Genomic DNA, 25,998 nt, shown 5'->3' with positions numbered 1-25,998 from the left:
CATGACCGAACGACGACTCGACGGCGTCGGCGTGACACCCCTCTCGGGAGTCGGAACCGTCGTCTGGTACTCGCCGGACGCGGAACTCGACGACCCGCCGGACCCCGATTCGGTCGACACCGAGGCCGAGACGGAGCGATTCGAGGCGGCGCGGACGACCGCCAGAGAGGAGTTAGAGGCGGAACGAGACCGAACCGCCGAACGCGTCGGTCAAGAGGAGGCGGCCGTGTTCGACGCGCACGTCCAGTTCCTCGACGACCCGCAGATCACCGACGGCGTGGCAGAGCGAATCGAGGGCGGCCTCCCGGCCGAACACGCCGTCTCCGAGACGTTCGAGGGGTTCATCGAACAGTTCGAGGGGATGGAGGGCCGGATGGCCGAACGCGCCGACGACCTGCGCGACGTGCGCGACAGACTCGTCCGCGTCCTCTCGGGCGGCGAACGCGTGAACCTCGGAGACCTACCCGAGGGGAGCGTCGTCCTCGCGGAGCGACTGACGCCAAGCGACACGGCGCAACTCGACCCCTCGAAGGTGGCCGGGTTCGTCACCGAAACCGGCGGCCGAACGTCGCACGCGGCCATCTTCGCGCGTTCGCTCGCGCTCCCCGCCGTCGTCGGCGTCGGCGAGGAACTGCGGGACGTCGAGGGCGGTACCGACGTCGTCGTGAACGGTACCGACGGCGTCGTCGTCTTCGACCCCGACGAGGAGACGCGCGAGGCGGCCGCGGGCGACGACGACGCGGAGATACGCGAGGACCCCGTCTCGACGGCCGACGGCACGGAGATAGAAGTCGCCGCCAACGTCGGGACGCGGAAAGACCTCGGACCGGCGACGGAACGCGGCGCGGACGGCATCGGTCTCTACCGCACGGAGTTTCTCTTCCTCGACAGGGAGTCGCCGCCGGACGAAGAAGAACAGTACGAGGCGTACGTCGAGGCTCTCGACGCGTTCCCCGAGGGCCGCGTCGTCGTCCGAACGCTGGACGTGGGCGGAGACAAGCCCATCGACTACCTCGACCTGCCGGACGAGGAGAACCCGTTCCTCGGCGAACGCGGCATCCGTCGCTCTCTCGGTCCGGACTCGGACCTCTTCGAGACGCAACTCCGGGCACTCTTGCGCGCCTGCGGCTCCGAGAACGGAGGCTCGTCGGACTCGTCCGACGGTGGGCTGGCCGTCATGCTCCCACTCGTCGCCACCGTCGAAGAGGTGGCGGCGGCCCGCGAGAAGATGGCCGAGGTGGCCGACGACTTAGACGACGAGGGCGTCGAGTACGCCCGCCCCGAGTTCGGCGTGATGGTCGAAACGCCCGCCGCGGCGTTCGTGGCCGATGACCTCGTAGAGCGCGTGGACTTCTTCAGCATCGGTACGAACGACCTCGCGCAGTACGTGATGGCCGCGGAACGCGGCAACGAACGCGTCTCGGAACTCGGCGACTACCGCCAACCCGCGGTCCTCCGCGCCATCCGCGCGACGGTGGAGGCGGCGGAGGGAACTGACGCGTGGGTCGGGATGTGCGGCGAGATGGCGGGCGACCCGGACCTGACGGAGTTACTCCTCGGCCTCGGGTTGGACGAACTCAGCATGAGTGCGGTCACCGTCCCGCAGGTCAAAGCGGCGGTGACGAACGTCTCGCTTTCGGACGCTCGGGAACTCGCGGCCGAGGCGCTCGAAGCCAGTACGAAAGATGAAGTAGAACGCGTGTTAACAAACAGCACCCTATCATGAAACTAGTCGCAGTCACGTCCTGTCCGACCGGTATCGCACACAGTCAGATGGCAGCGGAGAACCTCGAACAGACGGCCGACAGACTCGGCCACGACATCAAAGTCGAAGTGCAAGGCGCGATGGGCGCGGAGAACGAACTCAGTAGCGGAGACATCGCCGAGGCGGACGCGGTCATCGTCGCCTCCGACACCTCCGTCTCTCGGGACCGCTTCGAGGGGAAACCGCTCGTGAAGGGAACCGTCAAAGACGGCGTCAACGACGCCGAGGGCCTCATCGAGAAGGCCGCGGACCTCGTAGAGAGCGGAGCGGCCGAAACCGTCGAAGTCGGCGGCGACACAGCAGACGCCGACGCTCCCGAGGCGGAGTCCGCGAGCGAATCCGCGGCCGACCCCGAACCGCAGCAACAACGGCGTCGCGGCGGTGACAGGGAGAAAGGCCTGTTCGCCCGACTGAAAAAACTGTTCTCCTAGTCTCTCTTTCGAGGTTCCGCTCTCTCTCGCCGCCGGGCGTTCCCGTCGACGTGCGTATTTCCGACTGTCACGATTGGCAACAAACATCGCGCCAGAGTTGACAGTCACGAACGGTCACCGGTTCCGGAGGGCGAGACGCTCTCGAACCGTCCGAGCGGGGACTCTGAACGCTCCCGTCCGCGGTAGCGTTCATCCGGGAGGGAATCGAACGAACGCGCAGAAACGGTACTCGTTCGCATACGTTATTAGGGTCGCCCGTGACGGCGTAGACGAGGTGACACAGATTGTCGTTCTACGGCGGAGATGAACTCGCGAACGTGTACGACGCGGCCTTAGAAGAGGGGTTCGGCCTCGTCGCCAGTAACGTGGCCGAACCGAACGTCATGATGGGGCTCTTGGAGGGCGCAGAACGCGCGGAGTCGGACATCCTCCTCCAGATGAGCGGTGGTGCGTGTTCGTTCGCCGGGAACGGTGACCCGGTGGCCGGACTCCGGGCCATGGGCAACTACATCGAGGTGATGGCCGACCGCCACGACGTCGGCGTCTTCCTCAACATGGACCACCAGACGGATATGGAGTTCATCGAGACGCAGATGGAACTCGATATCCCCTCCTCGATAATGATAGACGCCTCTCACGAGGCGTTCGAGGACAACGTCGAACGGAGTCGTCGCGTCGTCGAGATGGTCGACGAGACGGGTGCGGACGTTCTCGTCGAAGCGGAACTCGGCCAGATAAAGGGCGTCGAGGACGAAATCGAGTCCGAGGAGGCGTTCTACACGGACCCAGAACAGGCCGTGGAGTTCGTCGACCGAACCGGCTGTGACCTGTTGGCCATCTCGGTCGGGACCCAACACGGCGTCGCGAAGGGAAAGGACCTCGAACTCCGTCCTGACCTCGCCGCGGACATCCGAGAGGCCCTGCGGGACCACGGACTCGACACGCCCCTCGTTCTGCACGGGTCGTCGGGCGTCCAACCGGACCAACTCCAGCAGATGCTCCAACACGGCATCTGCAAGGTGAACAAAGACACCCGGTACCAGTACGAGTACACGCGGACGGCGTACGACCTCTACCGCGAGAACCCCGAGGCCATCGTGCCCCCGGAGGGCGTCGAAGACGACAGAGACACGTTCTTCAACGACACCGAGTGGTCGCCGAACAAAGACGTGTTCGACCCCCGCGTCGTCGGGCGAGATATCCGCTCTCGAATCGCGGACGTTCACGCCGAACTCGCGGACGTCTCCGGAAGCGCCGGTCAGAGTCTGTACGACTGACGGACCCGAGGCGCGCCGGAGCGCGTTCGCTCCACCCACACGTTATCGGCGCTGAAATTCCCGTCGAGCTACGTTCTCCCGGGCACTTATGCCTCTCGCAACCGACCGCGTACGTATGCCGCAGATTACCCTCGACGAAGAGACGGTGTCGCGCCTCGATAGCCTGCGGGTCGAAGACGAGAGTTACGACGAAATCGTGACCGAACTCATCAACATCTACGAGGCAGAGGAGATGACCCTGTTTCACGGCGGCGACGAAGTCTGAGTCGACTCGCGTCAAGGGAGTCCTCTGTGGGTCGTCCCCGGCGGCGTCACTCTTGATACGCGATTCGGACCTGGTCCCACTTGCCGCGGCTTTCGAGGTGGGTCTGCAGTTCGTCGGCGTACTCTTGGACGAGTCGCTCCGCCGCCTCCAGTCTCTCTTTGTCGGCACCGCCCCCGCCGCCGAGTCCGAGTGCCCCCTTGATGGAGTCGAACAGTCCTCCGCCGGAACCGCCGCCACCCCCACCTCCACCCCCACTGCCGGGGGACCCCCCCATCTGCGCCATCTGCGAACGGACGTTGTCCAGTTCGGGCATTATCTGCGGTAGTTTCTCGGTGTCGGCGACGATTCGCGCCTCCTCGGGGTCGGAGGCGTTCTCTATCTCGAACTCCGTCGCCGTCATGATGAGGCCCCACTCTTGGCGAGTGAACTCCGACCCGTTGACTCGGTCGTTGAACTCCCTGTCGACCGTCATCCGGTCGCCGACGATGCTGTCGGTCCAATCGCTCATGCAGACGGATACGGATAGCACCCGTTTGAGGGTTTCCCCGACGGCACCGGCCTCGGCGGCAGACGTCGCCGAGCAGGCACCCTTTTTCACCCCGGAGGACGGCAACTCGGTATGGAGCGGTACGACCTCGTCTTTCGCCTCTACGCCGACTACGACGCCGAGTCGATTCGAGACTTACAGGACTTTCTGGACGTGTTTCCCCCGGTGGATTCCCGGACGGCCCTCGACTACTGGCAGGACGCGAGCGACGAACTAGACGAACGGAAAGACGAGATACGCGACGCCTTCGCCGCGGGCGAGGAGTTCGCCGAGGTGGCGGCGCGGGCGTCGCGCGACCAGGCGTTTACGGCTTTAGACCTCCACTCGAAGTACGACCGTGGCGTGAACGCTCTCGTCTTAGACGTCGACGAGACGCTTCGGTCGGCCGGTCGGACGGACAACGAGATTCCGCGCCAGACGCTTCACCTCCTCACGGAGTTCCACGAGGCGGGCGTCCCAATCGTCATCTGCACCGGCCAGACGTTGGAGAACGTCAAGGGGTTCATGATTCAGGGCCTCGGCAACGAACTCGTCCACTCGGGGACGTTCAGCATCGTCTACGAAGCCGGAACCGGCGTGTTCACGCCCGGACACGGCTCTCGGACGAAGAAACTCCTCTACGACGAGTTGGACGCTTCGGTCCGCGAGGTGTTCGACGAGATTCGCTCGCGCGTCCTCCCGCAGGCGCCCGACGACCTGCGCGAATCGGTCCACCTGCAGGGAAACGAGTTCAACGTCACGCTGAAACCGAACTTCGACATCGGGAGCGACGAGGCGGCGGCGGTCATCGACCGCGGTCTGGTCTACCTCGTGGACCTTCTCGGCCGCGCCGTCTACAACGCCGCCGAGGACGCCGCGGACGCCGCGGACGCCGCCCCCGCGGACGCCACCCCCGAGGAGTGGGCGCGGGCGTACTACGCCGACGCCGACCCGGAGATAGCGACCGTCCTCGACGCCGAGGACGCCGCACCCGACTGCGACCCCGAGAACGTTCCGGGGGTGGTCCGGTCGCTCTTCGAACGCATCGACGTGGCGTACTACCACGCTGACGCGGCCGAAATCGGCTCGCTCGAACTCAACAAGACCGAGGGCGTGAAGGCCGCTCTCGGCGTTCTGGACGTCGACGACCCGTTCGTCCTCGTGATGGGCGACAGCAAATCCGACCTCCGCGTGATGCGGTGGGCCAAAGAGAACAACGCCGGCATCGCCGCCGCGCCGGAACACGCCTCTCAGGAGGTTCTCGACCACGTCCGAGACACCGACGAACTCGTCTACGACCGCGGCGACGCCGCGTCGGTGCTCCGCATCGCCTACGTGTTGAACGTCCTCGACGAACTCTGAACGCTCCGGTATCGATAGCCCCGCTTCGAGAGTCGCCCGCAGACGAGAGTGGGCGCGGCAGTCGCGGTTCGCTGCAAGAGCGAAAACCTTTACGACATATCGAGTGAAGTCGGAGCTATGAGCAGAGACTACTCGGAGCTTCACGACCCGAACGCGGAGTACACGATGCGGGAACTCTCCGCCGATACGATGGGCGTCACCGGCGAACGGGGCGGAAGCCGCGACGTCGAGATTACCGACGTCCAGACGACGATGATAGACGGCAACTTCCCGTGGACGCTGGTCCGCGTCTACACCGACGCGGGCGTCGTCGGCACCGGCGAAGCCTACTGGGGCGCGGGCGTCCCGGAACTCATCGAACGGATGAAGCCGTTCGTCGTCGGGGAGAACCCCCTCGACATCGACCGCCTCTTCGAACACCTCGTCCAGAAGATGTCGGGTGAGGGGTCGGTCGAGGGCGTCACCGTCACGGCCATCTCGGGCATCGAAATCGCGCTTCACGACCTCGCGGGCAAGATTCTCGACGTCCCCGCCTACCAACTGCTCGGCGGGAAGTACCGCGACGAAGTTCGCGTCTACTGCGACTGCCACACCGAAGAAGAGGCCGACCCCGAAGCGTGCGCCGACGAGGCCGAACGCGTCGTCGAGGAACTCGGTTACGACGCCCTGAAGTTCGACCTCGACGTGCCCTCGGGCCACGAGAAGGACCGCGCGAACCGCCACCTCCGCCCCGGCGAGGTCCGTCACAAGGCCGAAATCGTCGAGAAGGTGACGGAGCGAGTCAAAGACCGCGCGGACGTGGCGTTCGACTGTCACTGGACGTTCTCGGCGAACTCCGCACAACGCCTCGCGAACGCCATCGAGGACTACGACGTCTGGTGGCTCGAAGACCCCGTCCCGCCGGAGAACCTCGAAGTCCAAGAGCAGGTCACGAAGTCCACCATCACGCCCATCACGGTCGGCGAGAACCGCTACCGGGTCACCGAGGAACGCCGCCTCATCGAGAACCAAGCGGTGGACATCGTCGCGCCGGACCTGCCGAAGGTCGGCGGCATGCGCGAGACGCGGAAGATAGCCGACGTCGCGAACCAGTACTACATCCCCGTCGCGATGCACAACGTCTCGTCGCCCATCGCGACGATGGCGTCCGCGCAGGTCGGCGCGGCCATCCCCAACTCGCTGGCCGTCGAGTACCACTCGTACGAACTCGACTGGTGGTCGGACCTCGTCGAGGAGACGGTCATAGAGGACGGCCACATCGAGATTCCGGAGAAACCCGGTCTCGGACTGACGCTCGACATGGACGTCGTCGAAGAGAAGATGGTCACGGGCGAAACGCTGTTCGACGAAGCGTAAGGTTCGTCGAGCCAGCGATTCTGCGATTCGCGCGGTTCGACGAAGCGTAACGTCGCCGAACGGGTGACGCGCGGCGTCGAATCGACCCCTCGGACGTATCTTTTCGGCAACTACATATTGATGCTCTCTCGGTGCGTCGGTCGGTAGCGAATGTCCTCCGACGACCACACGGTAGACCGCGAACTGAGCGACGACGACGAGAACGTCCACCACGTCTGGGACAACAGTCTCGACCCGGTGGCGACGGTCGAACCCGGCGACGTGGTCCGTTTCGAGTGCCGCGACGCACTCGACGGTCAGGTCGGGCGCGACGGGACCGTAGACGACCTCGTGAACGTGGACCTCGACCCGGTTCACCCACTCACCGGCCCAGTCTACGTCGAAGGCGCAGAACCCGGCGACGTTCTCGCCGTCGAACTTCTCGACTTCGAGCACAAAGGCTGGGGGTACACGGGCTTTCTCCCCGGCGAGATGGGCCTCGGCCTCCTCCCCGATGACTTCGACGAGGGCGGCCTCCACGTCTGGGGGTTCGACGGCGACACGGCGGCGTTCGTCGACGGCATCGAGATACCGCTGGACCCGTTCCCCGGAATCATCGGCACCGCGCCCGGCGAGGCGGGCGAACACGACACGCTTCCGCCTCGGGACACCGGCGGCAACGTGGACGTGAAACACATGACTGAGGGGTCGACGGTGTACCTCCCGGTCGAAGTCGAGGGTGCCCTGTTCTCGACGGGCGACTGCCACGCCGCGCAGGGGGACGGCGAGGTGTCCGTCACGGGCGTCGAAGCGCCGATGTTCGTCACCGCGCGGTTCGACGTTCTGACGGACAAGTCCATCGAGCAACCGGAGGTGGAGACGACGGGGCCGTTCACGCCGACGGGCGCGGACGAACCGATGTACGCCACCACCGGCATCGCCGACGACCTGATGGACGCGACGAAGAAAGCGGTTCGACACATGATAACTCACCTCGAATCCGAACGCGGCCTGACGCGCGGGGAGGCGTACATCCTCTGTTCGGTCGCGGTGGACCTGAAGGTGAGTCAGGTCGTCGACGCGCCGAACTGGACGGTGACGGCGTACCTCCCCGAGAGCATCTTCCCCTGAGCGGTCGGCGACGGCGAGGCTACGCCGTCTACGCCGAGTTCTCGCCGTCCTCGCCGCGCAGGCGGTCGATGATCGACCTCCCTTCCGTCCGCGGGTCGGATTCGACGACTTCGAGTTCGTCGCCCGTCCGAACCGTCCCCGGCGTCACCACGTCGGCGCAGATGCCGCCGCGCCCGTCGCCGAGTGCGCGGGCGACGCCCTCCTCGTCTGCGACGCGTTCGACGTGCGCGCAGGGCGGGCGCGGGCGCGTTCCCCGGAACTGCGCTTCCCCGACTCCGAACGTCGTCTCCAGTAACCCGCGGAGGTCGGAGACGCTCACGACGATGTTCCGTCGGTGGCGTCCGTCCGAGAGGTCGATTCCCGTCTCCTCGCGTATCTCTCGGATGGCCGCCGCCGAGACGAACGTCACCTGACAGACGTCGTAGGGCGAGTAGTAACCGGTTCCGAGGAGGTACCGGTCGCCGCGGAGTCCGCCCTCCACCGCCTCCACCGACTCGCGGGACTCCATCGGCGCGCCCTCCTCCGGACTCGTCCAGACGGCCTCCACGCGTCCGCGGATGTCTGCGTCTGCGGTCATCTCAACAGACCGACCGGGGGTCGAACCCGAGATTTCTGAGGGCGTCGGCGTAGTCGTCGTAGGCGAGTTGGACGGTGTACTCGGCGACCATCTGCGCGGACTGCCAGTCGTCGTCCGTCTCGCAGTTCGCTTCGAGGAGTTCGACGCCGTCCGCCAGAACGTCTCCCGTCTCGGCCCTCAAATCGCGTATCACGTCCGCGCGGCGTTCGTCCGCCTCGTTCACGAAGAAGCCGATAAGCTGCATGTGCGTCCGGAGGCTCACTAACGGGCGTCCGACCATCCCGCCCGCGATGCGTTCTATCGTCGACTCTCGCCCGCGGAGGTACGCGTGCATCGGCCCCGCGTCGCCGTCCGCCTCCCACTTCCCGTCGAGTTCGTCGGTCACCCGGCGGAGGTGGTCGTCTTCCTGTTGCGCCACCTCGAGGAACGCCTCGCGGGCGTCCGCGTCGTTCTCGTCGTCGGCCCACCCGCGGAACGTCTCCCGGGCGGCGTGTTCGCTCGCCGCCGCCACGTCGAGGACGCGTTCGGCCGTCAGTTCCGCGTCGGTCAACGCGACGAGCAACTGCTGGGAGCCGAGTCGGTTCAACTCCGTCTCCTTCGCCGCCTCGACGTCGCTTCGGAATCGCTCTCCGTCCATGCGTCGAGAGACGCGTCGGCGTCCCGTGAAACTTCGCCCGCCGTGCGGTTATTCCGGCTGATAACTGGCAGGTAATATTCAAGGACCGAACTACCCGACGATTCGGTATGGCAGACAACGCGCCCTCGGTCGACGCGGCGATTCGGGGATCCGTCGACGGCGAGGGCCTCCTCGAGGAACTCGGCGTCGACAGCGACGAGATTCAGTGGCGAAAGGAGTTCAATCAGTTCACGGACGCGGACGCGCGGCGCCTCGCGGAGATGGACCACCTCTTCGAGTCGGTGTCTGCGGACCTCTCCGAGACGTTCTACGACCACCTGACCGACCACGCCGACGCCGTCGACATCATCGACAGTTCGACGAAGGGACTCGACGTGCTCAGACGGGACCAAGCGAACTACGTCGAGAGCCTCGGGCGCGGCGAGTACGACAGGGAGTACTTCGCGCGGCGGGCCCGTATCGGAAAGATTCACGACTACCTCGACGTGGGCCCGACGTTCTACCTCGGCGCGTACAACGTCTACTACGAGGGCCTCATCTCGGCCATCGGCGAGGAGGTCAAACGGGAGTTCGGCGGGCCGTCCGATACGTCGCCCACCGGCGTTCTCGGCCGCCTCGGCCTCGACGGCGGCGACGCCGCGGGTGAGAACGTCGCGGACGCCGTCGACGCCGTGGTCGAACGAGCGCTCTCGATTCTGAAACTCCTCTCGATGGACCAGCAGGTCGCCATGGAGACGTACATCCACTCCTACAGCGAACAGGCCCGCACGCAAGCGGCCCGCCGACGGGAACTCGCCGCCGACGTCGAACGGGACGTCAGCGCGCCCGTAGACGAACTCATAGACTCTTCTGAGGTCGTCTCAGACCGCGCAGAGAGCATCCGCGACATCGCGAACGAACAGGCCACGGACATGGAGACCGTCTCCGAGGAAGTGTCGCAGATGAGCGCCACCGTCGAGGAAGTCGCGGCGACGGCGGAGGAAGTCGAACGGACGAGTTCCGAGGCGGCCGAACTGGCGGCCGAGGGCGAATCCGCGGCCGACCAAGCCATCGACGTCATGGAGGAGGTGTCCGACTCCGCCGTCGAGGCGTCCGACGACGTTCGCCGCCTCCGACGCCAGATAGACGAGATAGACGAGGTCATAGAGACCATAAACGACATCGCCGAACAGACGAACCTGCTCGCTCTCAACGCCTCCATCGAGGCGGCGCGGGCGGGCGATGCGGGGGAGGGCTTCGCCGTCGTCGCAAACGAGGTCAAGTCGTTGGCCGAGGAGTCGCAAGCCCGCGCGGCCGAAGTCGAAGAGACCGTAAACAGCGTTCAGACGGAGGCGGACGAGACCGTCGAGAGTCTCTCGCAGACCACGGAGAAACTCCACGAGGGAATCGACCGCGGCGAGGACGCGATGAGCAGTCTCGGCGAGATTGTCGACGCGGTCGAGCGAACGACGGACGGTATCGCCGAAGTCGCCGAGGCGACGGACAACCAAGCGGTCAGCGCCGAACAGGTCTCCTCGATGGTCGAAGTCGCCCGCGAACGCGCGAACGAGACGGCGGACGCGGTGGACGACGTCGCCGAGGCCAGCCACGACCAGACCTCGAAGGTGCGCGCAATCAGCGATGCGACCGGCCGCCTCGTGGAAGACGACGATTCGCCCGCCCCGGACGGCGTCTCCGCGGACGCCTCGCCGCCCGGACCCGTCGACGTCGGCACCGACGGCGGAACCGAGATGCCTCCGGGGGTCGCCGAGAGAGTTCGCGACGCCGACGACTGAAGTCGGGTCCGCGGAGCGTTCTTGCCTCTCGCCGACGTAGCCTCGGGCATGACTCCCGAGGAACTTCACCGAGCGATAGAACGCGGCGACTCGGTTCGCCTCCTCGACGTTCGGAACCGAGAGGAGTACGACTCGTGGCACGTCTCCGGGGACTCGGTCGAGACGTCCGTCGTTCCCTACGCCCGGTTCATGACGGCCGACGTGCAGGGGACCGTCGGGACCCTCGCGTCCGAACACGACCTGTCGGAGACGGAGCGAACAGTCGTCGTCTGCGGCCGCGGGGAGGCGAGCGACTACGTCGCGGAACTCCTCCGAGACGAGGGGTTCGACGCCGAGAACCTCGAACGGGGGATGCGCGGATGGGCGCGCGTCTACGTCGCGAGCGAACTGTCCGCGGCGGCGGACGGAACCGAGCGGAGTTCGGTTGCTCACAGCCCGTCCGGCGGCGCGACGGTGCTCCAGTACCGGCGGCCGTCGAGCGGATGCCTCTCCTACCTCGTCGTCTCCGACGGGGAGGCGGCCGTCGTGGACCCCCTTCGGGCTTTCGCCGACAGGTACGTCGAAGACGCCCGCGAACGCGGTGCGGAACTCCGATACGCCCTCGACACGCACGTCCACGCCGACCACGTCAGCGGCGTCCGGGACGTGGCGGACCTGACGGGCGCGGACGTCGTCGTTCCGGAGGGTGCCCGCGAGAGGGGCCTCACCTACGACGGCGCCGACGAGTACGACGTTCGAGTCGTCGCGGACGGCGCGGAGATTCGCGTCGGGGACGCGACGCTCACCGCCGTCGGCGCGCCCGGACACACCTCCGAGATGACGGCGTACCGGCTCTCGGACCTGCTTTTCTCCGGCGACAGCCTCTTCGTCGAGAGCGTCGCCCGCCCCGATTTAGAGGCGGGCGACGAGGGCGCACCCGCCGCCGCACGGCGACTCCACCGCACCCTGACTGAGACGTACGCGGCGTTCGACGACGAGATGACCGTCGCGCCCGGCCACTACAGCGACGCCGCGGACGCCGCCGCCGACGGGACGTACGCGGCGACGCTCGGAACGCTTCGCGGGAGACTGTCGGCGCTCTCGATGGACGAGGAGGCGTTCGTCGCGCACGTCCTCGAAAACATGCCGCCGCGGCCCGCCAACTACGAGACGCTCGTAGCGGCGAACCTCGGCCGCGAGGCGGTGGACGACGAGGAGGCGTTCGAGTTGGAACTCGGCCCGAACAACTGCGCCGCGACGGCCTAGCGGCGACTACGCCCTCACTCCTCGACTCTCGTGTTCACCCGCGCGGCGACGCGTTCGCCCGGGCGTCTGAGTTCCCCGCTCTCGACTTCGTAGACGTACCCCGTCACGGTCACGTCGTCCGGAATCAGTTCGTGGTCTTCGAGGTACGCCACCTGCGCCGCGCACGCCTCGTCGATGTCGTCGGTCATGCGGACCCAGTCGGCTATCGACGCGTCGCCGATGTCGAGTTCCGGCAGCGACGGGTCGAGATGCACGTCCTCCAGGGACCCGCCCGCTTGGGCTTCGAGTCCCTCTACGACGGCGTCGTCGGGCGCGCTCATCATGCCGCAGTCCGTGTGGTTCACCACGATAATCTCCTCGGTATCGAAGAAGTTCGTCGTCAGCGCCGCACTCCGAATCACGTCGTCCGTGACTTTTCCGCCGGCGTTGCGGTACACCTGCGCGTCGCCGAGTTCGAGTCCCAACGCGGACTCGACGGGGATTCGCTCGTCCATGCACGCGACGACGAGCAGTCGTTCGTCCGTCGGAATTCCCTTGCGTCGCCGTCTCGCCCAGTCGTCGCGTTCGTCGGCGGCGGCGTCGACTCGTTCGTGAACGTTCCCCTCTCGGTCGCTCTCGTCTGCGGACATACCGGCCTATTGGCCTCCGAATCAGTCGCCTCTTGCCGTCTCGGCGAGTTCCGCTCGAAGCTACGACGCGCCCCGGCGACGCCTCGTCGGACGAGACGCCCTCGCTCCGGGCGGCGGGCCGTGTGACAACCGTTCGCGGTGCTCGTCGTCTGCGCTACGCGTCACCGACTGCGGCGAAAAACGCGCGTTCTCGGCGGCGACTCCGTCAGTCGTCGTCGGCCGCGGCGGCAGACGAGGCGGCGTCGTCCTCGATGCTCGGGGGGTAGACGCCGCGGTCGAGTTTCAGGTCGCTTTGGGGGCGCGCCATGCAGGTCAGAGCGAACTCCTCTGCTTCCTCGTCCGTCAGCCCTCGGGCGGCCGGTTGGGTCACGTCGCCCTCGACGATTTCGGCCGAACAGGCCAGACACATGCCGACGCGACAGGAGTACTCCTGTGCGATTCCCTCGTCGATACAGGCTTTGAGGATGGTCTGTTTGTCGGACACTTCGATGGTCTCGCCCGTCCCGACGAACTCGACGGTGTACTCGGTCATGAACTTCGGTACGGCGGACCGCGCCTAAACTCTTTATGGAGCGATTCCGTCCTCGAAAAAAGGTCTCATCTCCGACTCAGTCGGCGGGTTCGCCGGCCGCGTCGCCCGCCTCCTCGTCCATCCGAACCGTCAGAACCGGCACGTCGGAGCTTCTGACGACCTTCTCGGTGACGCTCCCGAGCAGATACCGGTCGATTCCGGTCCGGCCGTGCGTCCCCATCACGATGAGGTCTATCGCCTCCTCGTCGGCGTAGTCGAGGATGGCCTGGTGGGCCGACCCGGAGACGACTTCCGTCTCAGCTTCGACGCCCGCGGCGCGCGCGCGGTCGGCTACCTCGTCGACCGCGGTCTGTCCCTCCTCGTGGAGCGATTCGATGACGACGTCCGCCCCCGCTTCGATAGAGGAGTAGACGCTCGTATCCACCACGTACAGGGCGTGAACGGTGGCGTCGTACTTCCCGGCGATGTCGAGTGCGTTACGCACCGCTCTCTCCGTCGCTCGACTCCCGTCGGTCGGAACGAGTATTCGCTCGTACATACGGTGTCGTACGCAGGGGGACGGTTAGAAACTAGGCCCGGGTCCGGCGGTTCTCACGACGCGTCGGCGGCGTCTCTCGCATCCTCCGTACCCTCGGCCTCCCCGCGGAACTCGCGTACCGCCTCTTCGCAGGCCTGCAACCCCTCGATTCGCTCTCTCCCGTCCAGCGACACCGTCTCGACGAGAGTCCACGACCCCCCGTCGAACGCGAGAGCCTTGACCCACGCGTCCGTCGCGAGGAGGAGGCTCCGAGCCTCGTCGCCGTCGTCGCTCTCGACGGAGACGGCCAACTCGAACGCGTCCGCGGTGTTGAGACCGGTGAGTTCCTTCGGAGATAACGGTCGCGGCGGAAGCGACTCCACGAGTGACATGCCGTCGCATCGGCCGCGACGCCGCTTGTGCCTTGCGAACCGCGCCGAGGCGTCCGCGCACCAAAAAGCTTCTACCCGGGCACGCGCGAGACACCGGCATGTCTCGCGACGCTGCCGACGGTGGGCGAAGGAGGGGGGGTTCGACGGACGGCCCGTCGCGCCCGCGCCGGTGGGACGCCGTCGTCGCCGCCGTCGTCGGTCTCGCCGCGGTGGCCCTCCTCGCGCGTCTCGTCTCCCTCGGGGCGCGTCCGTTCCACTGGGACGAGGCCCGCGTCGGCTACTGGACGCTCAGATATCTCGAAACGGGGGCCTTCGAGTACCGTCCCGTCGCCGGCGGACCGCTTCTGTACCTCCTCGACCGCCACGTCTTCGCCTTCCTCGGCGCGTCGGACGCGACGGCGCGACTCCCCGTGGCCGTCCTCGGCGGTCTCTTACCGCTCTGTGCCCTCCTCTTTCGCGACCGACTCGACGGCGTCGAGACCGTCGTCTTCGCGGCCCTGCTGGCTCTCAACCCACTTTTCGTCTACTACTCGCGATTCCTCCGCGGCGACGTTCCGCTCGCGTTCTTCGCGTTGGCGTTCGTCGGGTTCGCGCTTCGCGCGTACGACCGAGGGAGTCGTCGCGACGCGTACGCCGCGGCGGCGGCGCTTCCGCTTGCGGTCGCCTCCTCGGGGTTCGCCGCGGGATATCTCCTCTGTTGGGCCGCCGCGGGCGTCCTCATCTTCGACCAACCGAGTGTCGTCGTGGACGGGGGCGCGTCCGCTAAGGCGCGGATTGCCGACCTCCGTGACCGCATCAGGGGTCGGTGGAACGTCGTCGGGCGCGCCGCTTTGATTTTCCTCGCGACGACCGTCTACTGCTTCGCTCCGCGCGCGGGTTCGCAGGCCGACGTCGGCCTGTGGTCGCCGACGACGTGGCATCTCGTCCTCTGGGAGGCGACGGGCGGCGCGGTCTGGCGGTTCTTCGGCGTCCGCGTGGCGGGTCGGTACCCCGCAGGTACCCACGAACTCTTCCCGTATCTCGCCGATATCGCCGACACGCTGGCACGGACGGGCCTCCCGATACTGGTCGCGGCCGCGGCGGCGTTTCTCTGGACGCGGTACGCCCGCGGGAGAGACCGACCGCTCGTCGCCGGGTTCGTCTACTGGGGCGCGGCGGCGGCGTTCGTCTTTCCCGTCGTCACCGAGGTGTCCGCGCCGTGGGTCGCCGTCCACGTCCTCCTTCCCCTGTCGCTTCCCGCGGCGGTCGGTATCTCCCTCCTGTTGTACGGTGCCGTCGCGGCGGTGCGGACGACAGACGCGACGGAGACCGGTCTCGCGTCCGCGGACGCGGCGACGGTGGCGGCGGTGGTTCTCGTCTTTCTCGCGGTGTTCGCGCAAGCCGGTGCGGTGACCGCGTCGAGCGTCTACGGCCCCTCCGACCGAGAGAATCGCCTCGCGCAGTTCGCCCAACCGAGCGACGATATCGAACCGCTCGTCGCGAACGTCTCTCGGTTCGCCGACGGCGACCGGTCGACGCCGGAGGTGCTGTACGTCGGGTCCGAGTACGCGACGGGGTGGGACCCCGGAACCGAACACCCCCCGGTGGTGGACGCGTGGGGCAACAGGCTCCCGCTTCCGTGGTACTTCGAACGCGCCGGAGTAGACGAGATAAGCACCGAGAACGTGACGACGTTCGACCAAGGCGCAGAGCGCGGCGACCCCGTGCCGCCGGTGGTCGTCACGACTCCGAGTCTCCGCGGACAGATGCGCGACAGACTCGGCGAGGACTACAAGGCGACGACGTACCGACTCGGCCTGTGGGGTCGAGAGACGGTCGTCTTCGTCGAACGGCGAGGAACGGAGAGAAGAGAGGAGACCGATTCGGTCGTCCGAGCGACGTGAGACGCCGACTCAGCGGAAGCCCATCGCTTCGATCTGCTCTTGATAGCGGTTGCGGATGGTGACCTCGGTCACCTGCGCGACATCGGCGACTTCGCGTTGGGTCTTCTTCTCGTTGCACAGAAGCGACGCGGCGTAGATGGCCGCGGCGGCGAATCCGGTCGGCGACTTCCCCGAGAGCAGTCCCTGTTCGGCGGAGACGTCGATTATCTCGGTCGCTTTCGCCTGTACCTCCTCGGAGAGACCGAGAGCGGAGGCAAAACGGGGGACGAACTGCTTCGGGTCGACGGGCTTCAGTTCGAGACCCAGTTCTTGAGAGATGTAGCGGTAGGTCCGGCCGATCTCTTTTTGCGGAACGCGAGATACTTCCGCGACTTCGTCGAGCGACCGGGGGATGCCCTCCTGACGGCAGGCGGCGTACAGCGCTGAGGTGGCGACGCCCTCGATGGACCGGCCGCGAATGAGGTCCTCGTTCAGCGCGCGGCGATAGATGACGGACGCGACTTCTCGGACCGACCGCGGGACGCCGAGTGCGGAGGCCATGCGGTCGATTTCGGAGAGCGCGAACTGGAGGTTGCGCTCGCCCGCGTCCTTCGTTCGGATTCGCTCCTGCCACTTGCGGAGACGGTGCATCTGCGAGCGCTTCTCCGAGGAGAGCGACCGGCCGTAGGCGTCTTTGTCCTTCCAGTCGATGGTCGTCGTCAGCCCTCGGTCGTGCATCGTCTCCGTTATCGGCGCGCCGACGCGAGACTTCGACTGTCGCTCCGAGTGGTTGAACGCGCGCCACTCGGGACCGCGGTCTATCTGTCGTTCGTCTAAGACCAGCCCGCAGTCGTCACAGACGAGTTCACCCTGGTCTGCGTCGGTGACGATGTCGGTGGACTCACACTCCGGGCACGCGATGAGTTCGTCAGCCTCTGTTTCAGTCTCCGACTCCTGCTCTCGCTGGCGCTGGCGGCTGGGACGTTCCATTATAAGGTTTGTGGTGGAGCGCAAATTTAAACCTTTGTGCTAACGTATGAGCGAACTAACCGATTATCGCGTCGGAGAACCGACGACTCGGGTCCCGTCGAGGACGCGCGGCCGCGGTGACCGACGAACGCGTACGGCGAGTCTCGGCCCTCTCTGTGCCTCTCGCGGCCTCTCGCGTCGAAGTCGGGACGGGAGATGCAGGCCGGAGGCACCTCCGACGGTGACGTCCGCGTGATAGTCACGTCTGTCGCGGACGGAGACGCGGTGAACGTCGCGTTTTCCGACGGTTCGCGCGACGTCGTCGGCCACTTCGCAGTCGAGATACCGAAGCGACGCAAATCGAACCCGTCCGACGAGCACGAGGATACCTCTGTCTGTTCGGTGGTACATTTACCGAACGTGAACGGTGCGCGACGGGCGAGACTGGGCGCGGACTGCGGGCGCGTGCGACGCAGTCACGGGGAACCGAACGACGACTGCGGGCGCGACGCTCGATATCGAACGGCGGACCTGTCTCGGGGGAGGGAAGCGGAGCGTGCTCCCCGGTACTAGTTACCACCCGTCTCACTTGAGTGGCCCCGACTGTTTCACTCTCGCTTCTCCGCGTCGTCGCACCGCGATAACGGGGCGGTAATATTACTATTGCTCATTTCGAAAAGGCTTTTGTATAACCGGTGACTATCGGTGAGCAACATGAGCACGACGAACGCACCGAACGGGAGCGCCGACGTTGCAGAGACCATCGACGCCGACACCGTCGCGGACGTGACGCCCGTCCGAATCGAAGCGAGCGAGTTGGCCTCGACGGCGCCGTCGTACCTGCGGGACCTGAAGGCCGGACTCGCCGCAGAGGGCCGCCAACCCGCCGTAGTGACCGTCGAGACCTGTTTCGACGAGGACTGTCAACTCGCGACTCAGGCGGTCGCAGACGACGTTCGCGGGGTCGTCCGCGCGGCCGCGTTCCTCGGTGCGGCCCGCGTCGACGTGACGGTGACCGACGCCGCGGACGAAGACGCCGCCCGCGCGGCCCTCCGCGCCGTCGAGGAACGCGGACGCAGAGAGGGCGTCGCGGTCGATATCTCCGGTACACTGTCTCGCTGATGCCGACGAAATCCGCCTTGGAGACGCAACTGGCGGTCGTCGCGGGGTTCGACGCGCCGCGCGCGGACCTCGAACAGTATCCGACCCCGCCGGATCTCGCCGCGCACGTCGTCCACGTCGCGGACCTCAACGGCGACGTGGAGAACCGAACCGTCGTGGACCTCGGCACGGGAACGGGCATGCTCGCACTCGGCGCGGCACTCCGCGGTCCGAATCGGGTCGTCGGCGTCGATATCGACCGCGAGGCGTTGGAGACGGCGGTGGAGAACCGCGTCCGCGTCGGGACGACGACCGAAATCGACTGGGTGCTCGCGGACGCGACGCGCCCGCCACTCCGCCCGGAGGGGCCGACCACGGTGCTCATGAACCCGCCGTTCGGCGCGCAACGGGGCCACGAACACGCCGACCGCGCGTTTCTCTCCACCGCCGCGGAGGTGGCTGACGTCTCGTACTCGATTCACAACGCCGGGTCCCGAGAGTTCGTCGAGGCGTTCACAGAAGACGAGGGCGGCGAGGTGACTCACGCGTTCCGCGCGACGTTCACGCTGGAGAGCCAGTTCGACTTCCACGGCGAGGACTCGAAAGACATCGAGACGGAACTGTACAGAATCGAGTGGACGTGACGCGGCGGCCTCAGGACCCGCGATATCGCTCTTTCTGCAGGACGCGGACGCGCGTTCCGTCGCGTTCCGCGTAGACTCTGTTTTTCTCTCGGACGAACGTTATCTGTTCGACGGTGACCGACTCGCCTCGTTCGGGGACGAGAGCGCTCACCGTCTCGTCTCTGCGCTCTACTTCGATGTAGTAGCCGTCCGCCGTCGGGACGACGGAGACGTTCCGTCCGGCGATGACGGGGCCTGCGGTCGCCGCCTCGGAGGTGTGGACGATGCGCGACTCGCCGTCGTTGCGGAGGGCGACCCTGTAGGCAGTCCCGCCGCCGACGGCGACCCACCCGTCGCGTTCGGCGTACACCGTCTCGCGCCACCCGACGCCGCCGAGGGTGATGGGGGCTCTCCCCGCGAACGCCAATCGGCCTTTGCTCACCGCCGTGGTCCAGATGGCGCGGGACTCGCTTTCGACTATCACCCCCGACGTGTCGACGTTCGTCGTCTCGCCGAACGCGTCGAACTGGAACGCCGAGACCATCCCGTTCGGCACGTCCTCGGCGTACGTCACCTCGTAATCTTCGACCTGCACCGGTTCGCCGGGCAGGTCACCTCCGTTCGCGGTGTAGAGGTTGTACGGCACCGCGGGGCCGGAGACGGCGGCGGCGGCGACGACGAGACAGGCCGCGCCCGCCTGCCACCGCCGGAAGGAGAACTGGCCGTCGAAGGCGTGCGTCAACGTGGGGCGGTCCGAGGTGACGGCGGCGAAGACGACGACCAACGCCAGCACGACGACGAGAGCGAGGCCGACGGCGCGAAACAGGACGTACGTCTCGCCGCCGCGGTACCAGTAGATGGCCCACATCGACTGCGAGACGGCGAAGAGCACGGACCCGGTCCACAGTTTCAGCGCCGACGGGCGGTCGGTCGCAGGCCGCGCGCGGACGACGTACAGACCCAAGATGACGCCGATGAAAAGGCCGAGCGCGTGTCCCTGAATCGCGATGTCAGCCCACCACGGCGTGATGTAAGTGGGACGACCGCTCGCGGTGACGGTCGGTTCCTGCATCGCGTTGTAGACGAGACGGAGTGCGCGCCCGGCGGCCAACGCGACGACGGTCTTCAGCGGATAGTTCACGAGTGCGAACCCCGCGAACGCGAAGACGACGCCGGAGAACCCGATTACCGGTCCGAGCGCGAAGACGGAGGTCGCGAGGCCGACGACGAGGACGACGGCGGGGAAGACGACAAACGCTCGCACGTAGGGGTTCGTCCGCCACGACGACATCGACGTAGACCCCCGTTTGCGCGGGTAGTGGCCCCACGCGTACTCGGCCAACGGAGCCAGCGTCAGCGTCGCCGCGAGGTTCCCGAGCAGGTGTCCGACGCCGTTGTGTGAGAACCCGGCGGTCACCATGCCGAGCGGATAAAAGTACGACCACGCGCGGAACGGAATCGTCACCGGCGTATGCCAGTGACGGAGTCCGCCCTGTAAGAACAGATACACCCCGACGACGAACCCGACGGTCACGACGGTCCCCCACGGAATCCCGAGCAGGAACCGCCGACGGAGCGCGGCCCCCCACCGACCCCCCGGTCGGTCGATCGCGTAGACGGCGATTCCGGCCACGAGGAACGCGACGACTATCGCCCCCTGTTGTATCGGTACCCATCCCGGAACGTCAATCATGCGTATGACTTCTACGGCCCCGTTATCAACCTCTCGCCGACCGTTCACCGCCGACGTCGGCGATTTTCGTGCGGGGCGTTACCACGAGCTACGCGCTCGGGCCTGATACTCGTGTCGGTATTCGAGACAGCCACGAAATCGATAGTACAGAGCGGAGAACGCGCCGTCGGCGTCGCGCGCCGAACGGCAGAGAAGAGAGGAGATATCGCCGCCTCAGAGCTTCGATTCCGCATCGTCTGCGAGTTCCTGCATCCGCTTTCCGACGCGCCCGGCGTTCGAGAACTCGTCTTCGCTCATCGCCGTCGCGAGAGCGTTTCCGAGCACGAACACGGCGTGTTTGTGTTCGCTCTTGGATTTGTGGACGTGCGAGGGGTCCACTTCGAGTTGGTCGTAGGCGTCGAATATCGACGAATCGACGTCCTCGCGCGCGGCGAAGTTGTTTTTGATGATGAGCATCTGTTCGTGGAGTTCGAGGAGTTCGTCCTTGTGCATGTCCGAAGTTAGGCGAGAAGTCGGTTTAAGAGTTTTTGGCTATTCGTCTCACGGAGGGTTCAGAAGACGTACTCGTCTTCGTGACCCATCATTCCGTCGTCCTCGTACCCCCGGTCGTCGTCGTCGATAGGGCCGCTCGTTTTGAACGCGCGGATTCCGGTCGAGAGGAGTTCGGAGATCGCCTCTTCGCGGCTGACGAACTCGCCCTGTTCGACGAGCTGTGCGATCTGCATCTCGAGGTGCTCTGGTACGTTTATGTTGACTTTGGGCATCTGAACGTCCGGGGGTTTGAAGCCGGGTTATTTAATTCCTACGCCCCGCGTTACCGTTCGAAAAACGAAAGCCGACGTTTCCGAGAGATTCCTTTCGGGCTGCCGAAACTGAGTTGCCGATTCCCGTAGTCGGCGGCCGTCGCAGTCGTCAGCGTTAGGTGCGTCGCCGCGAACAGTCGGGCATGGCGAAAGACGTCACGGGCCTGTACGAGGAGTTCGGCGACGAGCGACTCCCGCCGGGACAGAGAGAGACGTCTCGGTTCCCCGTCCTCTCGAAGAGCGGAACCCCCTCGTGGGACCGAGACTCGTGGCAGTTCGAGGTGTGGGGAGCGGTCGAAGACGACCTGGCTCTCTCCTACGAGGAGTTCACTTCGCTCCCCGCCGAGACGCAACGACAGGACTTCCACTGCGTCACCGGGTGGAGCAAGTTCGACTGCGAGTTCACCGGCGTCACGTTTCCGACACTCGCAGAACGGGCGGGAGTGGACGACGAGGCGGTCCACGTCATGTTCCACGCCCTCGACGGCTACACGACCAACCTCTCGTTAGAGGAGTGTCAGCGCCGAGAGGTCATGCTCGTCTACGAGTACGACGGCGAACCCCTCCCGTCGGACCACGGCGGCCCCCTCCGCGTCGTGACGCCCCACAAGTACGCCTACAAGGGCGCAAAGTGGGTTTCCGGCGTCGAGTTCCTCACCGAACCCGAACGCGGCTACTGGGAGAAACGCGGCTACTCGAACACGGCGAACCCGTGGAACGAAGAGCGGTACAGTTGAGGCGAGACGTGCGGAGGATTTTACCGGTCTCGACCGACTGTGCCGTCCGATTCGACGCTTGACGGGGATAGTCAGGTAAAAGAGCGTGGCGTCCTCAGTTTCTGCCGATGGAATCGCTGGGGACTGACGAGGTGGGTTCGCGTCCCGTCAGCAGGTCGGTCCGTATCTCGGAACCGCCGTTCCGCGCCGTCCTTCGCGCCGCGGACGCGCCGCGGACGGTCTGGTCTGCGCCCGACGAGGCGACGGTGGTCGGAAGCGACGCGGCGGCGACGATAACCGCGAACGGCCCGAACCGGTTCGAACGCGTCCGCGAGGCCGCGGAATCGCTGTTCTCGTCGGGGGACGTCCACGCCGGAACCGAGGCGGCCCGTCCCCGACTGTTCGGCGGGTTCGCGTTTCACGACGACAGCGTCTCGGGGTCGCCGTGGGAGCAGTTCCCCGGCGCGCGCTTCGTCCTCCCGCGCGTGCAGGTGACGTACGCCGACAACGGGACGTGGCTGACGGTCAACGCGGTCGGTCCCGACGCGGACTCCGATGCGGTCGAGGCGGAACTCGACCGCCACCGCGAACGCCTCGGGTCGCTCTCTGCGTCCGGCGACTCGGGCGGTCCGCCAGGCGTCGTCGGACGCCGACGGACCACGGCCAAAGACGACTGGCGGTCGAGCGTCGACGCCGCCGTCGAACGCATCCGCGCGGGCGACCTGCAGAAAGTCGTCCTCGCGCAGGCTCTCGACGTCGATTTGGCGGACGAACTCTCCGTTCCGGACGTTCTGGCTCGACTCGGCGAGGCGTACCCCGACTGCTATCGCTTCCTCGTCGAACCCGACGGCGACGACGACGGACCGCGGGCCTCCTTTTTCGGCGCGACGCCCGAACGACTCGTCGGCCTCCGCGGGCGGACCGTCGAGACGGACGCCCTCGCCGGAACGACGGGTCGCGGCGAGACGCCTGCCGAAGACGAGTGGCTGGCGACCGAACTGCTCGAAGACGAGAAGAACGTCCACGAACACGAACTCGTCGCGGAGACGATTCGCGACCAACTCGCGCCGTTCGCCTCGTCGGTGAACGCCGGGACGCGCCGGGTGAAGCGTCTCGCCACCGTCCAACATCTCTGGACGCCGATAACGGCGGAACTCGCGGCGGACGAACACGTTCTCTCTCTGGTCGAGGCGCTTCACCCGACGCCCGCCGTCGGCGGGTTACCGCCGGACCGCGCGCTCGCGACGATACGCGAGACGGAACCGTTCGACCGCGGGTGGTACGCCGCCCCGGTCGGGTGGATAGACGCCGCAGGCTACGGTTCGTTCGCCGTCGCCCTCCGGTCTGCGGTCTCCCGCGGTACCGCGGCGACGCTGTTTGCGGGCGTCGGCGTCGTCTCGGACTCGGACCCGGACCGCGAGTGGGACGAAGTGCAACTGAAGTACCGACCGATACTCGACGAACTGGAACGTCCCTGACGACTCTCCGACTCACACCACGCTTATGACCGCACCTAACCGCAACACCCTCTGGGCGCGCGCGTTCGTAGACGAACTGGCCGAAGGCGGCGTCTCCGCCGTCTGTATCACCCCCGGTAGTCGCTCGACGCCGCTGACCGCGGCGTTCGACCGACACGAGGATATCCACGTCTTCTCGCACCTCGACGAACGCTCCTCTGCGTACTTCGCACTCGGCCGCGCACGGCGGACGGGCGACGTAACGCCCCTCGTCTGTACCTCGGGCACCGCCGCGGCGAACTTCCACCCCGCGGTGATAGAGGCGTACCAGTCGCGGGTCCCGCTTTTGCTTTTGACCGCGGACCGCCCGCCGGAACTCCGCGACTCCGGCGCGAACCAGACGATAGACCAAGAGAAACTGTACGGCGACGCCGTCCGGTGGTACAAGGACCTCCCCGAACCCGAGGCGGACTCGCGGAAACTCCGCTCGCTTCGGACGACGGCGGCGCGCGCCCTCTCTACTGCGACGGGGACGCCGTCGGGACCGGTCCACCTCAACGTCCCGTTCCGCAAACCGCTGGAACCGACGCCCGTGGCGGGCGACGTGCCCGACGACCTGTCCGAACTGGCGGCGTCGGGCCGAGACGGCGCGTTCGTGAAGACGACGCCGGGCGTCCCCGAACTCTCCGACGACGAACTGCGGTCGCTCGCGGAACGCATCTCGGTGCCGCGCGGACTCGTCGTTGCCGGACCGGCGGACGCCCCCGGCGTGGACGCGGAAGCGGTCGCCGCGTTCGCGCACGCGAGCGGATTCCCCGTCCTCGCGGACCCCCTGTCGAGCGTCCGATTCGGCGGCCACGTCCGCGTCACGCCGACGCTCGGAGGGTACGACTCCTTTCTCGACCCGCGCGTCACCGCCGAGTGGCCCGACCCCGAGGTGGTGATTCGCTTCGGCGCGTCACCCACCTCGAAGACGCTCCGGAACTACCTCGCTCGGACGGACGCAGAACAACTCGTCGTAGACCCGGGCGGCGAGTGGCGCGAGGCGGAGTTCACCGCGACGGAACTCGTCGTCGCGGACCCCTCCAGACTCCTCGCTCGCCTCTCTCGTCTCGTCGCCGGGCCCGGAAGCGCCGAGTGGCGTCGGCGGTTCGAGGCGGCCGAAGATGCCCACTGGGACGCGTTCGACGACGAGGAGAACCTCCCCGCCGAGGGGCGCGTCCTCGCGGACGTGACCGAACTCGCTCCCCAACCCTCGACCGTCTTCGTCTCGAACTCGATGCCGGTCCGGGACGCGGACCGGTTCGCCCGCCCGACGACGAAGGCGCGGACCGTCCTCGGGAACCGCGGAGCCTCGGGTATCGACGGCATCGCCTCCACCGCACTCGGCGCGGGAAGCGCGACGACCGACGACCTGACTCTCGTGACGGGTGACGTCGCCTACTACCACGACACGAACGGACTGCTCGCTCTCGACCGGTGCGACGTGGACGCGACGGTGGTGCTGATAAACAACGACGGCGGCGGCATCTTCCACATGCTCCCGATAGAGGAGTACGACCCACCCTTCACCTCGCAGTTCAAGACGCCGCACGGCCTCGATTTCGAACCGACGGCCGACCTCTACGGACTCTCGTACGCGCGCGTCGCGGGCGACGACCGAGACGGCTTCCGCGAGGCGTACGCCGAAGCGACGTCCTCGGCGGGGTCGCACGTCGTCGAAGTCGTCACCGACGCGGAGGAAAGCCACCGCGCCCGCGAGAGCCTCCACGAACGCGTCGTGGACCGACTGACCGACGGCGGCTGACTCTCGCTCGTCGCCTCGGCCACTCGGTGGGTCGGACTGCGACTCCGCAGTACGTTTTTGACGGTACTGGCCGAACTATCGACCATGTCCCAGCGAGGCACGGACCCCGCGACCGAAAAGCGTCGCCTCAGAGCGCGCGAGGAGTCCGAGAACGACCCGCTCGGTCGATGGCTCCAAGACCTGTTCGACGGGACGGCCGAGGCCGTCGTCCTCGCCATCCCGGCGCTCCTGTTTTCCATCCTCTCCAGCGATATCGCCGCGTCGTCGGCCGCGATGGGTGCCACCGTCGTCCTCTCGGTCGGTATCGCGGCGTACAGGAACGGCCGCCTCTCGGTCGGTCCCGAGTGGCCGCCGATGAACACCGCCTTCGTCCTCCTCCGCGTCGTGTGGTACAACGTCGCCGTGGTCGCTGCGCTCTTCGTGGGCGCGACGTCGGCCGCCACCCCCGTCGCGCCGTCGGAACTCGTCGTCGCCGGGTTCGTCGGCGGCGGTGTCGCGGCAGTCGCGGTCCTCTCACTGTCGTCGGCCGCCGCGGCTATCGAGACGGTTCGCGGGGTCTGACTCGGGGCGA

Annotated in this window: 27 protein-coding genes; 16 read left to right on the top strand and 11 right to left on the bottom strand. The window is 66.7% G+C overall.

Annotated elements, in window-relative coordinates; all coding sequences use genetic code 11:
* Nucleotide 1: 1 nt before the first annotated feature.
* From ptsP to BM167_RS18395, 4 genes are all read left to right on the top strand, one after another.
* A complete protein-coding gene (gene ptsP, locus BM167_RS07385; protein WP_092890892.1) occupies nt 2–1,726 on the top strand; it encodes a phosphoenolpyruvate--protein phosphotransferase in 1,725 nt (574 codons plus the stop codon).
* Nucleotides 1,723–2,196 (top strand): PTS fructose transporter subunit IIB, encoded by a 474-nt coding sequence (locus BM167_RS07380; RefSeq protein WP_092890890.1) that lies wholly within the window; start codon nt 1,723–1,725, stop codon nt 2,194–2,196. Before ptsP ends, BM167_RS07380 begins: the two co-directional genes overlap by 4 nt.
* Nucleotides 2,197–2,480: 284 nt before the next feature.
* Entirely contained in the window at nt 2,481–3,473 is a 993-nt protein-coding gene (fba, locus tag BM167_RS07375) for a class II fructose-bisphosphate aldolase (RefSeq protein WP_092890888.1), read from the top strand.
* 115 nt (nt 3,474–3,588) lie between these two features.
* A complete protein-coding gene (locus BM167_RS18395; protein WP_177213297.1) occupies nt 3,589–3,738 on the top strand; it encodes a DUF7557 family protein in 150 nt (49 codons plus the stop codon).
* Between the two features lie 46 nt (nt 3,739–3,784).
* On the opposite strand, the gene BM167_RS07370 is transcribed toward BM167_RS18395, so the two are convergent.
* The gene (locus tag BM167_RS07370) at nt 3,785–4,246 is read right to left on the bottom strand and encodes a DUF5799 family protein (protein ID WP_092890886.1); all 462 of its coding nucleotides are present in this window, start codon (nt 4,244–4,246) and stop codon (nt 3,785–3,787) included.
* Nucleotides 4,247–4,357: 111 nt separating this feature from the next.
* Between BM167_RS07370 and BM167_RS07365 the strand changes: the two genes are divergently transcribed.
* The 3 genes from BM167_RS07365 to BM167_RS07355 all read left to right on the top strand — a co-directional run bounded on the left by BM167_RS07365 (nt 4,358) and on the right by BM167_RS07355 (nt 8,092).
* Nucleotides 4,358–5,626 carry an HAD family hydrolase gene (locus BM167_RS07365; protein WP_092890884.1) on the top strand — a complete coding sequence of 423 codons (1,269 nt, stop codon included), beginning with the start codon at nt 4,358–4,360 and terminating at the stop codon, nt 5,624–5,626.
* Between the two features lie 117 nt (nt 5,627–5,743).
* A complete protein-coding gene (locus BM167_RS07360) occupies nt 5,744–6,982 on the top strand; it encodes a mandelate racemase/muconate lactonizing enzyme family protein (RefSeq protein WP_092890882.1) in 1,239 nt (412 codons plus the stop codon).
* 150 nt (nt 6,983–7,132) lie between these two features.
* Nucleotides 7,133–8,092: an acetamidase/formamidase family protein gene (locus tag BM167_RS07355; RefSeq protein ID WP_092890880.1), complete on the top strand. Its 960-nt coding sequence runs from the start codon at nt 7,133–7,135 to the stop codon at nt 8,090–8,092.
* A 28-nt stretch (nt 8,093–8,120) separates the two neighbouring features.
* On the opposite strand, the gene BM167_RS07350 is transcribed toward BM167_RS07355, so the two are convergent.
* Complete coding sequence (locus BM167_RS07350) at nt 8,121–8,669, bottom strand: MOSC domain-containing protein (protein ID WP_092890878.1); 549 nt, start codon at nt 8,667–8,669, stop codon at nt 8,121–8,123.
* 1 nt (nt 8,670) lies between these two features.
* The gene (locus tag BM167_RS07345; RefSeq protein ID WP_092890876.1) at nt 8,671–9,306 is read right to left on the bottom strand and encodes a ferritin family protein; all 636 of its coding nucleotides are present in this window, start codon (nt 9,304–9,306) and stop codon (nt 8,671–8,673) included.
* Nucleotides 9,307–9,413: 107 nt separating this feature from the next.
* On the opposite strand from BM167_RS07345, the gene BM167_RS07340 reads away from it, so the two are divergent.
* Both BM167_RS07340 and BM167_RS07335 read left to right on the top strand, forming a co-directional pair.
* Nucleotides 9,414–11,081 carry a globin-coupled sensor protein gene (locus BM167_RS07340; protein ID WP_092890874.1) on the top strand — a complete coding sequence of 556 codons (1,668 nt, stop codon included), beginning with the start codon at nt 9,414–9,416 and terminating at the stop codon, nt 11,079–11,081.
* 48 nt (nt 11,082–11,129) lie between these two features.
* Nucleotides 11,130–12,326 (top strand): MBL fold metallo-hydrolase, encoded by a 1,197-nt coding sequence (locus tag BM167_RS07335; protein WP_092890872.1) that lies wholly within the window; start codon nt 11,130–11,132, stop codon nt 12,324–12,326.
* 14 nt (nt 12,327–12,340) lie between these two features.
* Here the strand turns inward: BM167_RS07335 and BM167_RS07330 are convergent, their stop codons facing one another.
* The 4 genes from BM167_RS07330 to BM167_RS07315 all read right to left on the bottom strand — a co-directional run bounded on the left by BM167_RS07330 (nt 12,341) and on the right by BM167_RS07315 (nt 14,396).
* Nucleotides 12,341–12,955: a beta-class carbonic anhydrase gene (locus BM167_RS07330; protein ID WP_092890870.1), complete on the bottom strand. Its 615-nt coding sequence runs from the start codon at nt 12,953–12,955 to the stop codon at nt 12,341–12,343.
* A 205-nt stretch (nt 12,956–13,160) separates the two neighbouring features.
* The gene (locus BM167_RS07325; protein WP_092890868.1) at nt 13,161–13,487 is read right to left on the bottom strand and encodes a 2Fe-2S iron-sulfur cluster-binding protein; all 327 of its coding nucleotides are present in this window, start codon (nt 13,485–13,487) and stop codon (nt 13,161–13,163) included.
* Nucleotides 13,488–13,563: 76 nt separating this feature from the next.
* The gene (locus BM167_RS07320; RefSeq protein ID WP_092890866.1) at nt 13,564–14,025 is read right to left on the bottom strand and encodes a universal stress protein; all 462 of its coding nucleotides are present in this window, start codon (nt 14,023–14,025) and stop codon (nt 13,564–13,566) included.
* A gap of 53 nt (nt 14,026–14,078) precedes the next feature.
* Entirely contained in the window at nt 14,079–14,396 is a 318-nt protein-coding gene (locus BM167_RS07315; RefSeq protein WP_092890864.1) for a DUF7964 domain-containing protein, read from the bottom strand.
* A 98-nt stretch (nt 14,397–14,494) separates the two neighbouring features.
* On the opposite strand from BM167_RS07315, the gene BM167_RS07310 reads away from it, so the two are divergent.
* Nucleotides 14,495–16,279, top strand: coding sequence for a flippase activity-associated protein Agl23 (locus BM167_RS07310; protein WP_092890862.1), 1,785 nt, complete (start codon nt 14,495–14,497; stop codon nt 16,277–16,279).
* A gap of 9 nt (nt 16,280–16,288) precedes the next feature.
* Here the strand turns inward: BM167_RS07310 and BM167_RS07305 are convergent, their stop codons facing one another.
* Nucleotides 16,289–17,248, bottom strand: a complete 960-nt coding sequence (locus BM167_RS07305; RefSeq protein ID WP_092890860.1) for a transcription initiation factor IIB — start codon at nt 17,246–17,248, stop codon at nt 16,289–16,291.
* A gap of 693 nt (nt 17,249–17,941) precedes the next feature.
* Between BM167_RS07305 and BM167_RS07295 the strand changes: the two genes are divergently transcribed.
* Both BM167_RS07295 and BM167_RS07290 read left to right on the top strand, forming a co-directional pair.
* The gene (locus BM167_RS07295; RefSeq protein WP_092890856.1) at nt 17,942–18,349 is read left to right on the top strand and encodes a DUF7961 family protein; all 408 of its coding nucleotides are present in this window, start codon (nt 17,942–17,944) and stop codon (nt 18,347–18,349) included.
* Nucleotides 18,349–18,972 (top strand): METTL5 family protein, encoded by a 624-nt coding sequence (locus BM167_RS07290; protein ID WP_092890854.1) that lies wholly within the window; start codon nt 18,349–18,351, stop codon nt 18,970–18,972. Before BM167_RS07295 ends, BM167_RS07290 begins: the two co-directional genes overlap by 1 nt.
* Before the next feature lie 10 nt (nt 18,973–18,982).
* Here the strand turns inward: BM167_RS07290 and BM167_RS07285 are convergent, their stop codons facing one another.
* The 3 genes from BM167_RS07285 to BM167_RS07275 all read right to left on the bottom strand — a co-directional run bounded on the left by BM167_RS07285 (nt 18,983) and on the right by BM167_RS07275 (nt 21,408).
* The gene (locus BM167_RS07285) at nt 18,983–20,644 is read right to left on the bottom strand and encodes a rhomboid family intramembrane serine protease (RefSeq protein ID WP_092890852.1); all 1,662 of its coding nucleotides are present in this window, start codon (nt 20,642–20,644) and stop codon (nt 18,983–18,985) included.
* A 213-nt stretch (nt 20,645–20,857) separates the two neighbouring features.
* Complete coding sequence (locus BM167_RS07280; protein WP_092890850.1) at nt 20,858–21,136, bottom strand: UPF0058 family protein; 279 nt, start codon at nt 21,134–21,136, stop codon at nt 20,858–20,860.
* Nucleotides 21,137–21,195: 59 nt separating this feature from the next.
* Nucleotides 21,196–21,408 carry a ribbon-helix-helix domain-containing protein gene (locus tag BM167_RS07275; RefSeq protein WP_092890848.1) on the bottom strand — a complete coding sequence of 71 codons (213 nt, stop codon included), beginning with the start codon at nt 21,406–21,408 and terminating at the stop codon, nt 21,196–21,198.
* A 182-nt stretch (nt 21,409–21,590) separates the two neighbouring features.
* Here BM167_RS07275 and BM167_RS07270 point away from each other — a divergent pair, with 182 nt between their 5' ends.
* The 4 genes from BM167_RS07270 to BM167_RS07255 all read left to right on the top strand — a co-directional run bounded on the left by BM167_RS07270 (nt 21,591) and on the right by BM167_RS07255 (nt 25,988).
* On the top strand, nt 21,591–22,184 hold the full coding sequence (locus tag BM167_RS07270; protein WP_092890846.1) for a sulfite oxidase-like oxidoreductase: 594 nt from the start codon (nt 21,591–21,593) through the stop codon (nt 22,182–22,184).
* A gap of 107 nt (nt 22,185–22,291) precedes the next feature.
* Nucleotides 22,292–23,641 (top strand): isochorismate synthase, encoded by a 1,350-nt coding sequence (locus BM167_RS07265; RefSeq protein WP_092890844.1) that lies wholly within the window; start codon nt 22,292–22,294, stop codon nt 23,639–23,641.
* Nucleotides 23,642–23,666: 25 nt separating this feature from the next.
* Complete coding sequence (gene menD / locus BM167_RS07260) at nt 23,667–25,427, top strand: 2-succinyl-5-enolpyruvyl-6-hydroxy-3-cyclohexene-1-carboxylic-acid synthase (RefSeq protein ID WP_092890841.1); 1,761 nt, start codon at nt 23,667–23,669, stop codon at nt 25,425–25,427.
* Nucleotides 25,428–25,511: 84 nt separating this feature from the next.
* Nucleotides 25,512–25,988, top strand: coding sequence for a DUF8215 family protein (locus tag BM167_RS07255; protein WP_092890838.1), 477 nt, complete (start codon nt 25,512–25,514; stop codon nt 25,986–25,988).
* The last annotated feature ends 10 nt before the right edge of the window (nt 25,989–25,998 follow it).

Origin of the sequence: Halopelagius inordinatus (genome assembly GCF_900113245.1) — an archaeon.
GTDB classification, from domain to species: Archaea; Halobacteriota; Halobacteria; order Halobacteriales; family Haloferacaceae; genus Halopelagius; species Halopelagius inordinatus.
The sequence above is the reverse complement of the archived record's forward strand: the minus strand, read 5'-3'. Positions and strand labels throughout refer to the sequence as shown.